General features: G+C 38.1%; 11 protein-coding genes. 5 read left to right on the plus strand and 6 right to left on the minus strand.

Features of this window, described 5'->3' with window-relative positions:
• Positions 1-176: 176 nt before the first annotated feature.
• From CBW18_RS20070 to CBW18_RS20085, 4 genes are all read right to left on the minus strand, one after another.
• Positions 177-1,013 (minus strand): alpha/beta hydrolase family protein, encoded by an 837-nt coding sequence (locus CBW18_RS20070; RefSeq protein ID WP_088303153.1) that lies wholly within the window; start codon positions 1,011-1,013, stop codon positions 177-179.
• Positions 1,014-1,102: 89 nt separating this feature from the next.
• Positions 1,103-1,489 (minus strand): hypothetical protein, encoded by a 387-nt coding sequence (locus CBW18_RS20075; protein WP_088303154.1) that lies wholly within the window; start codon positions 1,487-1,489, stop codon positions 1,103-1,105.
• A gap of 73 nt (positions 1,490-1,562) precedes the next feature.
• Positions 1,563-3,656: an FUSC family membrane protein gene (locus CBW18_RS20080; RefSeq protein WP_088303155.1), complete on the minus strand. Its 2,094-nt coding sequence runs from the start codon at positions 3,654-3,656 to the stop codon at positions 1,563-1,565.
• A gap of 126 nt (positions 3,657-3,782) precedes the next feature.
• On the minus strand, positions 3,783-4,145 hold the full coding sequence (locus tag CBW18_RS20085; RefSeq protein WP_088303156.1) for a response regulator transcription factor: 363 nt from the start codon (positions 4,143-4,145) through the stop codon (positions 3,783-3,785).
• A 165-nt stretch (positions 4,146-4,310) separates the two neighbouring features.
• Here CBW18_RS20085 and CBW18_RS20090 point away from each other — a divergent pair, with 165 nt between their 5' ends.
• From CBW18_RS20090 to CBW18_RS20105, 4 genes are all read left to right on the plus strand, one after another.
• Positions 4,311-5,081 (plus strand): alpha/beta hydrolase, encoded by a 771-nt coding sequence (locus CBW18_RS20090; protein ID WP_088303157.1) that lies wholly within the window; start codon positions 4,311-4,313, stop codon positions 5,079-5,081.
• A gap of 146 nt (positions 5,082-5,227) precedes the next feature.
• The gene (locus CBW18_RS20095) at positions 5,228-5,425 is read left to right on the plus strand and encodes a hypothetical protein (protein ID WP_140418724.1); all 198 of its coding nucleotides are present in this window, start codon (positions 5,228-5,230) and stop codon (positions 5,423-5,425) included.
• 88 nt (positions 5,426-5,513) lie between these two features.
• Positions 5,514-6,566 carry an endonuclease/exonuclease/phosphatase family protein gene (locus CBW18_RS20100; RefSeq protein ID WP_088303159.1) on the plus strand — a complete coding sequence of 351 codons (1,053 nt, stop codon included), beginning with the start codon at positions 5,514-5,516 and terminating at the stop codon, positions 6,564-6,566.
• 243 nt (positions 6,567-6,809) lie between these two features.
• Complete coding sequence (locus CBW18_RS20105; RefSeq protein WP_088303160.1) at positions 6,810-7,385, plus strand: Crp/Fnr family transcriptional regulator; 576 nt, start codon at positions 6,810-6,812, stop codon at positions 7,383-7,385.
• Positions 7,386-7,533: 148 nt separating this feature from the next.
• Here CBW18_RS20105 and CBW18_RS20110 read toward each other — a convergent pair whose 3' ends face one another.
• Both CBW18_RS20110 and CBW18_RS20115 read right to left on the minus strand, forming a co-directional pair.
• Entirely contained in the window at positions 7,534-7,995 is a 462-nt protein-coding gene (locus CBW18_RS20110) for a PA2169 family four-helix-bundle protein (protein WP_088303161.1), read from the minus strand.
• Positions 7,996-8,214: 219 nt separating this feature from the next.
• Entirely contained in the window at positions 8,215-8,403 is a 189-nt protein-coding gene (locus CBW18_RS20115) for a cold-shock protein (RefSeq protein ID WP_029285704.1), read from the minus strand.
• A 199-nt stretch (positions 8,404-8,602) separates the two neighbouring features.
• On the opposite strand from CBW18_RS20115, the gene map reads away from it, so the two are divergent.
• The gene (gene map / locus CBW18_RS20120) at positions 8,603-9,406 is read left to right on the plus strand and encodes a type I methionyl aminopeptidase (protein WP_088303162.1); all 804 of its coding nucleotides are present in this window, start codon (positions 8,603-8,605) and stop codon (positions 9,404-9,406) included.
• Positions 9,407-10,319 lie beyond the last annotated feature (913 nt).

A 10,319-nucleotide genomic window follows, 5' to 3' on the forward strand; every position in this document is an offset into this window, starting at 1 on the left:
TTATTTGTTCATCTGGATTTTCCTTCTGAAAGATGAAGAAAACATGAAGAAATATTAAAAATTAACATTTCGTTTGGAAAGTAACATCAAAACTTCTACTTTCGTTTCGAGAGCGTTAATTTAGATACGGGCCGGAGGTAGTTTTACCTTTGGCCCGTTCTTCTTTTAAAAGCTATTTATTGCTGACGGCGGCCAAAATACTGGCTGAAAAAGAGCATCTGATATTGTATCGCATTTCCCCAGTAAACCCAGTTATGTACGCCCGGACGAATGATAAAATCATGCGGAATATTTCGATCCATCAACTTATCATGCAGTGCGATATTTATCTTATAAAAGAAAACGGCATCACCACAATCGATAATCATGGCCAGTTTATTTGGAACCAGAAGATGGGTTAAATTTACCACACTGTTAGCCTCCCAGCGTTCAGGATTTTCACTATAGGTACCCAATCTTTTCGAAATGTTCCAGTTTTCAGGAAAAGGGCGAAGATCCACACCTCCGCTCATGCTTCCACAGGCACCAAAAACATCCTGATGGCGAAAAGCAAGATATAAAGCACCATGACCGCCCATGCTTAAGCCTGTTATGGCCCGGCCTGATCGATCTTTTATGGTAGCATAATGCTGATCAACATAATTCACCAATTCTGATGACACGTAGGTCTCATATTGATAAGTCTTATCTACCGGACTATTCAAATACCAGCTGGTTATCCCGCCATCAGGGCAAACCACCACCATATTAAACTGATCACTTAAACGTTTAACGGTTTCCCGGTCAGGTGTTTGCTTTACCCAATCCGAATAATTACCACCTGCGCCATGCAATAAATATAAAGTAGGGAATTTTTTAGAATCAGCATAGGCATTTGGTTTTATGATGACGGCTTTAATTTCTTTCTTCATTACCTTGCTGTAGGTAATTATAGTATCCACACTCGCTGCCCACCCGGCTACCGGAAATATGGCAAGCAGCATAAAACATTTGAATAGTTGAAAGGATTTCATGTTACATGGTTTTGTTTATCAAATATAATGAATTGTAAAACCATGCGTAAATATTTGGATTTTAGAAATTCTAAAAACGCAGGAAAAAATTATTTCCTGGTGCTCTTCCAGGCCCAGAAAACCAATACTGGCTGAAAAAACAGTCGCGTTAATCTTTTCTGGTCGGTATCTAAACCAAAACCATCTCTCCTGTTCACATATTGCGATACGTTACCGGGAAAAACACCAACAAAAAGTGATGCTGCCAGCAAACCAACTGTTGACCTGTATTTTTTGGGGGCAACCACCAAAGCTGTACCCAATGCTATTTCTACTAAACCTGAATAAACTACTGTATCATCTTTTTTTAATGGTACCCAGTCTGGAACCTGTGCCTGAAATTCTTTTCTTGAAAAAGTTAAGTGACCTATTCCGGCGACAATCAGGCCTGCGCCTAATAGTATCCTGGCTGTATTCTTTATTTGTTGCTTATCCATAATGATGTTTTATCCGGGATGGTGCAAATATTATTCCACCGATGATAACAGCGTTAAATAAGTCGTGAATGGTTTAACTGAAATATGTTTTTAATTGTTGCGTAAACATGGGCAGCAATTTTTGAGCAGGCATAACCTTTTGCTTCTCACCAGTTAAGGCACTTAGCGGAGTTAATGGAGCATGTGCAATGCAAAAATCCAGATCGTTCAAACAACTTTCAAATGCTTCATCTCCCATGGCAACATCAGTATTTTTGGCCAGAGCAAGTGCTGCAATGGCACCATTCAATTGATAAATCAAAACCTGAACATCTTCCAGTCCAGCCAGATCGATATGATTGGATAAGGGTTCTTTTCTTACGGATTGCAGTGCCTCACTTAAAAAAGAAAAGCTGATGTAAGCATCTTTTCTGGCCAGTTTAGTCCTGTAAAAATAATTCATAAACCCTTTTCGCTCTGTAGCGACGCAAAACAAATAATGGCGACTGGCAGTGAGCGCATTCAAAATGAGGGCACTAATGCGTGGTGTCTCCCAAATGGGAAAGATAAATATAGAAACATAAGATAATGCACAACCCGCCAGAGTAAATAATAAGCGATCGCTGATAATTTGGGATACATGCCCATGATAAACATTCAATGCCAGCACGACCATGACTGTTACACAAGCAACGCCCCACAGGTAATGCGTTCGGTTAAATAGAAAAAAGCCAAGCAGGCCAAGCGCTGCCAGTCCCAATTGTACAGAAACCGGAACAAAAGCAAGTAAAAGCCCAATTAGTAAGCCCATCAAGGTTCCCCACAAACGTTCCGTATTTCGTTTCCTGGTTAAACCAAAACCAGGCCGGTTTACAATAACCACCGTAAGTAGCAGCCAGTAACTATAACGCTGTCCGGGAAAAAATAAAGTGGGTGTGATGGCAATCAGGCAAAGTAAACTCAGGCGAAGTGCAAAACGGAATACCGGAGCATGAAGTGAAAACTGGGCCAGTAAATTTTTCCGGCTTACGCTGGTTTCAGGAATAAAATCTTTGTAAACTTCTGTTTCGATAAGATCAGTAGCTGGCAATTGCATCCGATAGCTTGCGGACAAGCGTGTTACAATTTCAGAAATATCTTTTAAATTCCCTGCGATTCCGGCAAGCAGATTTCCTCCTGATGAAGATATGGTGGTGGAGAGGAGCAGTAATTCATCAATCTTTTTTGCAATATCTTCCTGATGTGATTGATCAGCATCCATGGTTTTGGTAATGGAAAACTGTGCAGCGCTATATTCCAGTTGTACTGTAAGCTGTGAAATCACATCATGAATTTTCCACAGCGCACCTGTAGGTGCTAACGCAGCCCTGATTTCCCCATAATCATGGTGAATCGCCGTTACTTGCTCATAAAGATCAATAATATCTAATGCTGCAGCCAGCAATTTTTTGCCTGACTGGTTATCAGGCGACATGGCAATTCTATCGCGGAGCAATAAACTTCTGATGAGTTCCTGTCTTGCATTTAATTTCAAATGAATTGATATATTACTTGCATTAAAATCACGGAGATCAAATCCCTCATTATAGGCACTTGCCCGTAAACGCATAAGGGCAGCCGTTCCCTGAATGGCTTCAAAAATAGCATGATGCAAGGAACGGTATGGCCACAAATAAATCTGCGTCAGACTGATAACGGCATACCAGGCGGCACCTATGATAATATAAAAGCTGAAGATAAATGGTTCTTTGGGGTGCAGCCCGAGCGTAAAAGCAATCAAAGTGGTACCAATTAACCCGATGAGCGACAGTCGGTTGCCAAATACTGATAACATGGCGAAAATAAAGGTGATCATTACCACATTGAGCGCAACATAAAATGGATTTGGCATACTTGCCGCAATCGCAAAAGAGGTAACAGCCAACGAAACCATTGCGATTACTGAAGCACTTAATTTGTCTCTCCTGTTGCCCGGAATGTCGCACATGCTCATAAAGAGTGTGCCAATACTGATGCTGATCCCCGCTACGAGTTGTCCGGAATAAGCAAATAAAACGAGTGGAATGATGATGGCCAGCGTATTTCTTAAGGCATCGCTCAGGTATTCACTATAACGTATCCTGATCGCAAAATGCTTTAATTTTTGAGCATACAGGGTTATAAAGTTTTTGTGCTGTTCTCTTTTCATCAGTTTCTGCCGCAAACTTAGCGACAATTATTCTGATTATAACACCTGTTTCAGTGTTTATTCAGATGATACCCTAATTGATAAAAAGGAATTGTAATTTATAAAGCAATATAAATGATTCCATTTTTAGTGAATCTGTGCCGAAATCCGTTTAACAAAATCATCTATCTCAAATGGCTTATGAATGTAATCTTGTGCGAAGCAGCGTTTATATTTGCCATCTTTAGAAAAGTTAGCCGACATCATCACCACAGGTCTATCGGCAGTACCAGGTGATGATTTTAATTCACAACAGTAATCTATGCCGTTTCCATCAGGCAGCATCACATCAAGCAAAAATAAATCTGCAGGTTTACCTTTTTCAATCCCTGAACGGAAGGAAGCAATGTTCGAATAAGCAAATACCTCATATTTTTCTTCTTCCAACAATATAGAAACAATCTCTCTTATATCGTCATTATCCTCTAACACATAGATGCGCTTTTCCATATTCTCTTTATATCTCTCTCATTGTAAACCAATAGGATACCCAATTAGTTTTGATGAAAATTTAAAAAATCAATATTGCCTTTAAAGATTCTCCTTAGCGGAATAATCAGTCTGGCTTTAAAACCACTTTAAATTTTATACTGTTCAAGAAAGGAAAAGAATATTATGAAAAACATCATTTTTATACACGGTATGTTTCAGAATTCAAAAAGCTGGGACAAATGGCAAGAATATTTTACAGCAAGAGGCTATAATTGCATGGTTCCGGATTGGCCACTACATGAAGGTGAACCGTTAAGCCTTCGTCAGAACCCGCCTGCAGGCCTTGGCGATTTGCATCTGGATGACATTATAGTACCTATAGAAACACTGGCACTTCAAATGGAAAAACCAATTTTAATTGGTCATTCTGTTGGTGGTTTAATCGTTCAGTTACTCCTCAACCGCGGTGTGGCAAGTGCCGGCGTGGCGATTAGTCCGGTGGCTCCCAATGCGATGCTGGATTTCGACTGGGGATTTTTTAAAAACAGTGCCTTAATCGCAAATCCATTTAAAGGGAATGAACCTTTTTTTATGGATGAAAAAAGTTTTCACGGCTCATTTGCCAATACCCTAAGTGAGCAGGAATCAAATATAGCATACCAGGAATTTGCCACACACGATAGCCGTAATGTACTGCGCGATTGCATGGGAACTCCCGGAGAAATGGATTTGGATTTACCACATGCGCCCCTGCTGATGGTTGCCGCAGAACAAGATGAAATTATTCCGAATACGCTGGTGAAGAAAAACTTCGAAGCTTACAAAGATCAATCAAGCCAGACAGCCTTCAAGGAATTCCCTAACCGAAGCCATTATATTTGTGGTGAACCAGGCTGGGAAGAGGTAGCCGCGCATGTGGCGGATTGGCTGGATCGCTTACCTGCTTCAACGTAATTTTAAAAAGAAGGGATTGCTGATGTAATCCCTTCTTTTTTGTATTTATTCCGATTGTAATTTCATTATTGCTAAAAATTAACCAGTACTGAAAACTTTTTTATTTATGGCCTGTTATCATGCAGAATTTATCGCATCAGAAACAAATGAACGAAATTACAAGTCACGAAAATTACCGTGAAATTATCTCCAGAATTAAATTATTATCTTCCATAACACAGGAGAATGCCCTGAATTATGATGAATTGAGAAAATTGCAAGCCCTGGCCATAGCTTATGAGCTAAAGCGATACGATTTTACCATTGGATTAACCGATACCAGGCAGTTTTCAATAGCTGGCTAATAGAATTATCTTTTTTTATCACCGAATTTGGTGAACAGAACATTTTTGCATGTTGCTTGTTTAGCTACTTACATTCATTAAGAACGCTTTGACACACGACATCCTTTTTTATCTGAGTTTGCTTGTTATCCTATCAACGGTTATTCCTTTTATTCGTCATGACTTCTGGATTTTCAGGGTTTTTGAATATCCCAGGCTTCAAAAATTATCCCTCAACCTTGTACTTATTCTGATCATACTGTGTTTTTCGTTTCCGGTAAAAACAGCAGACTGGTTACTATTTAGCGCCCTATTACTCAATATTTTTTATCTTTTATACCTCATATTTCCTTTTACTGTTTTTGGCAGGAAGCAAATCATTACCAGTTTAAGATCCAATGGCAGGGATAATCTTAAAATTTTAATTGCGAATGTATTTCAGGAAAACCGCCAATCAGCCGATTACCATAACCTTATTGCGTCATGCGATCCTGATGTCATTTTGATGGTAGAAACCAATAAGTGGTGGGAAAAAGAAATGGATTCTATTCAAGAAAGATATACTTACCAGTTAAAGGCTCCATTAGAAAATACGTATGGCATGTTACTGTATTCTAAACTTTCTTTAACTGATACTAAAGTAAACTACCTGGTAAAGCCCGACATCCCATCTATGGAAGCTACGGTGGAGTTAAGATCTGGTCAAAAAGTAAAATTATTTTGTTTACATCCTGAACCACCAGTTCCTCAGGAAAATCCAAAAAGCACAGAGAGAGATAAGGAAATATTAATAGTTGGAGACAAAGCGAAAGAAAGCAAAATTCCGGTGGTGGTAATGGGCGATTTGAATGACGTCGCCTGGAGTTATACCACTGAACTTTTTGGAAAAGTCAGCGGACTTTTAGATCCGCGGCGGGGAAGAGGCTTTTTTAACAGCTTCAATGCAAAATACTGGCTGCTTCGCTTTCCGTTAGACCATATCTTCTGTTCAACAGATTTTGCACTCAGTTCCATTAAAAGATTACCAAGTTGTGGTTCGGATCATTTTCCTATGTGTGTTGATTTGAAATATTTGCCTTCTGCAGAAAATCAAAATGAACAGCTCGATGTTTCGGCAGATGACCTTGCATTAGCGAAAGAAAAAATAAGAGCTGATGGTTAAAAGCCATTAAGTAAAATTTAACCATCAGTGTTGTTCTTACAACAGGTTGATGATTTTTTGAGCAGCATTATTATGATTTCAAAAATATAATCTGCTTTATATTGAATGTACCTTTCAATCCACCGGCATAAAACATAATTGCATATACGGTAAATGGATAAGGTTTCAACTGATCGCATTTTTTAAGAATTAAATGGCTAACTTTGCAATCGCGCGCTCATTAAAAATTATTTATAGTGCGAGATGAAATTTAATTCAATAATTAACTTTTTTAATGCCCTGGAACCTGTATCCGATGAGCTCATTGAAGAAGTTAAGCAGTATGCCTCCACTCTCACGGTTTGCAAGAATATCAGATTGTATCCTGATGGAATTGCAGGAGAAAATGCATTGTTTATAGTCAGCGGAACATTAAGAAAATATACTTTTATTGATGGAAAGCAGATCACACTATCGCTGTACGGAGAGAATGAATTAATCGGTTATACCGAAATATCACATTATCTGGAAGATGAAGGCCTGGAAGTGATTTGCGATTCAGAGCTTATTTTATTACCAAAAGATTTAGTAGAAACACTTTATAATAAATTCCCGGAGGTAGATAAAATGGTAAGAAAAATTTTCTCTATGAAATACCAGAAAATTGTTCATGAATCAAGATTGTGCCGCCTTCCTTCTGCTATTCATCGCTATAGTGTCTTCAGTAAAACACCAGACAGATACAGCTTACCCGCCCGAATTTTAGCCAGTTACCTGTTAATGAGAGAAGAAACCTTTAGCAGATTAAAAACCAGGTATAAAAAAGAAAAGTGCATGTAATACATATCATTTTAGTGAAGGATATCTGGAGATGATCAGTCTTGCTTCTATTACCTTTTAAGTTGTTTTAAAGAGAAAGCTTATATTTTAATAATAAAAAAAGCCGCTGAATACTTTTCAGCGGCTCTTAACTTTTATTGCAGCTTAATTATACTGCTTTATGTGCATCTCTCAATGCTTTTATGGCATCATGACTAATGTTAACACCTTCCTGTTGTTTTAACAGCACAGATCTTACATTTTCGTCCAGTTCATTTTCCTGAAGTGCATCTCTGTATGCTTTTTTGATGGCATCTTCACCACGTTCACATTCTGCTAAGATACTGTGACGATCATTACCGCCAAAACTTGCTTTAATATCAATCCAGGCGCGGTGAAGTGTGCCTAAAACGGTATTGCCGCTATCAGGCTCTTCGCCACTTCTGCCCACTAATCCGGCAAGTTCAATAGAATTTTGTCTGCTATCAGACGAAAGTTTATCAAAAGTAGCTTTAAGGTCGATATTCTCATCACTTAAATCACTTGATGCTTTATCAAAACCATCTGCTCTGTCATTGTTAATCTCAATAAGGTCATTTAATACCTCTGCTGTTTTTTCTTGATTTTCCATAGTAAATTATAATCTTATAATTGGTAGATGGTATAACAACACGCTGAAAGGATTAAAGTTTGAAACTTTCCAATAAAGAAGTTTATAGTGAATACCACCCAGAAAATAAACACATATGAAGGTCAGTAAATATCGAAAAGCTAGAATATATTTAAAAAACAAGAGCATTATAAACAAAAAAACAGGCCGGAGGCCTGTTAAATCAGCAAAAGTGATGTTTTAAACAAGTCTTACCTTAACTGCATTTAATCCCTTTTTTCCCTCCTGTACTTCATACTCCACATTGTCATTTTCACTTATTTTGTCAATCAGTCCGCTTACGTGAACGAAGATCTCTGAACCATTTTCTTCTTTAATAAATCCAAATCCTTTTTCTGTGTTAAAAAATTTTACTGTACCGTTTTTCATGTTGTAGATTGTTATTTTAATTGATTAAATAAAAATAGTGTTAAAATCTAAAAAAGCAAAGATGTAATTAATTTAATTTCATCAGGTATCCTGCTTACCAGCACATTTAAATAATGCATTCAGCTTTAACCATGCAACAAATGAATAAACAGATAGGTTTGAAATAGCCCTTTAAATGTAGATTGCTTATATTTGCAGCATGATTATTTACAAAACCAATGAAGAGGTAGAATTAATGAAAATCAGTGCGCTACTGGTCAGTAATACTTTGGCGGAAATAGCAAAAGTACTTAAACCAGGCATGACTACACTGGAAATTAATCATTTGGCAAATACTTTTATTCTGGATCATGGTGCGGTTCCTTCTTTTTATAATTATAACGGTTTCCCTTTTCATATTATCACTTCGGTAAATGATGTAGTGGTTCATGGCTTCCCAACTAACGAGGAGTTAAGAGATGGTGATATTATTTCTGTTGACGTTGGTACAATAAAAAATGGCTTTCATGGTGATCATGCTTATACATTTATAATAGGCGAAGTTTCCGCAGAAATCTTAACACTTGTCAAAACCACAAAAGATTCATTATACCTGGGTATTGAGCAGGCGGTTGCCGGAAAGCGAATGGGTGATATTGGTTATGCTATTCAGTCACACAATGAAAAGCAGGGATATGGCGTAGTTCGTGATTTGGTAGGCCATGGCCTTGGAAGGGATATGCATGAAGATCCTCAGGTTCCAAATTACGGACGGAAAGGATCAGGATCATTACTTCGTGAAAATCTCGTTTTAGCCATTGAACCGATGATTAATATGGGTAAAAAAGAAGTTTTTTTAGATGAAGATGGCTGGACCATCAGAACCGTAGATGGCAAACCATCGGTACATTTTGAACATGATGTATGCGTGAAGAAAGGTCAGGCTCTCATCTTATCTGATTACTTACCCATTGAAACGGCTGAAAAAGCAAATAGCAATCTGAATACCTCCTACTATAATTAATCTCAAAGCAGGAATATGATTTCTGCTTTGAGATTTCATAATCATATTATAAGTTACTATTCATTAATAAGTAAGAGATTTGATTTCTCTCTTTCGTTACTCCTGAGATTTCTTAGAGAAATAATAGATAGGAAAAGAAAGTCAGCAACGATTGGCTATTTCAGTCCTGCTGTATACTGCAATCTTTTTGTTGGATGAATCAAGAAATAGGAATTACGGTTAACAAAAAGGATTTTCGTTCCCATCAGGTTTATTAAAGACAGGCCTGGTGCCTTTTTTTGTAAGCCTGCTCCTGTTGTAGCGTTTTAAATCCCCTCTTCTCAGATCCTGAATCCCATTCAGAAGAACCAGACAAGGGCTTCGAAAAACATTGATTGAGAATAACTTTAAACCTGCTTTTCTTCAGACTCCAAATGCGACTACACAACGTTCTATCACCCTAAATCTGCGAAATCACTGAAATCCGCGGGAAACAATTATAGATGAGATCTATTTTGTTGTTTGTCGATCGTTATGGATTAGTAGCCTTAAAAAGATCCCGGATTTCAACGACACAACGTTTCATCACCCTAAATCTGCGAAATCCCTGAAATCTGCGGGAACTATTATAGATGAGTTCTGTTTTGTTGTTCGTCGATCGTTATGGATTAGTAGCCTTAAAAAGATCCTGGATCATGTCTCAGCAATATTCAAACAACAATTCAGCCTTTGCTCTTTAGCCTTTGCTCCTCGGTCTTTGCTCCTTATTCTTTGCTCCTTGATCTATGGTCTTTAAACTTTATAAACCAAGAAACCCCTGCAGTTGTAACTGCAAGGGTTCTGATTAAATGCCTGCTTAAGGCTTTTAAGATTTGGCACCGACCTACTCTCCCACGTGTTACCGCAGTACCATCGGCTCTGGTGGGCTTAACTC

It is taken from the genome of Pedobacter sp. AJM, from assembly GCF_002197755.1.
Taxonomy (GTDB): Bacteria; Bacteroidota; Bacteroidia; order Sphingobacteriales; family Sphingobacteriaceae; genus Pedobacter.

Coding starts and splice junctions, on each gene's coding strand:
- CBW18_RS20070 (WP_088303153.1), bottom strand. CDS start 1,013: ATGAAATCCTTTCAACTATTCAAATGTTTTATGCTGCTTGCCATATTT.
- CBW18_RS20085 (WP_088303156.1), bottom strand. CDS start 4,145: ATGGAAAAGCGCATCTATGTGTTAGAGGATAATGACGATATAAGAGAG.
- CBW18_RS20105 (WP_088303160.1), top strand. CDS start 6,810: ATGAAATTTAATTCAATAATTAACTTTTTTAATGCCCTGGAACCTGTA.
- CBW18_RS20075 (WP_088303154.1), bottom strand. CDS start 1,489: ATGGATAAGCAACAAATAAAGAATACAGCCAGGATACTATTAGGCGCA.
- CBW18_RS20115 (WP_029285704.1), bottom strand. CDS start 8,403: ATGAAAAACGGTACAGTAAAATTTTTTAACACAGAAAAAGGATTTGGA.
- CBW18_RS20095 (WP_140418724.1), top strand. CDS start 5,228: ATGAACGAAATTACAAGTCACGAAAATTACCGTGAAATTATCTCCAGA.
- map (WP_088303162.1), top strand. CDS start 8,603: ATGATTATTTACAAAACCAATGAAGAGGTAGAATTAATGAAAATCAGT.
- CBW18_RS20110 (WP_088303161.1), bottom strand. CDS start 7,995: ATGGAAAATCAAGAAAAAACAGCAGAGGTATTAAATGACCTTATTGAG.
- CBW18_RS20080 (WP_088303155.1), bottom strand. CDS start 3,656: ATGAAAAGAGAACAGCACAAAAACTTTATAACCCTGTATGCTCAAAAA.
- CBW18_RS20090 (WP_088303157.1), top strand. CDS start 4,311: ATGAAAAACATCATTTTTATACACGGTATGTTTCAGAATTCAAAAAGC.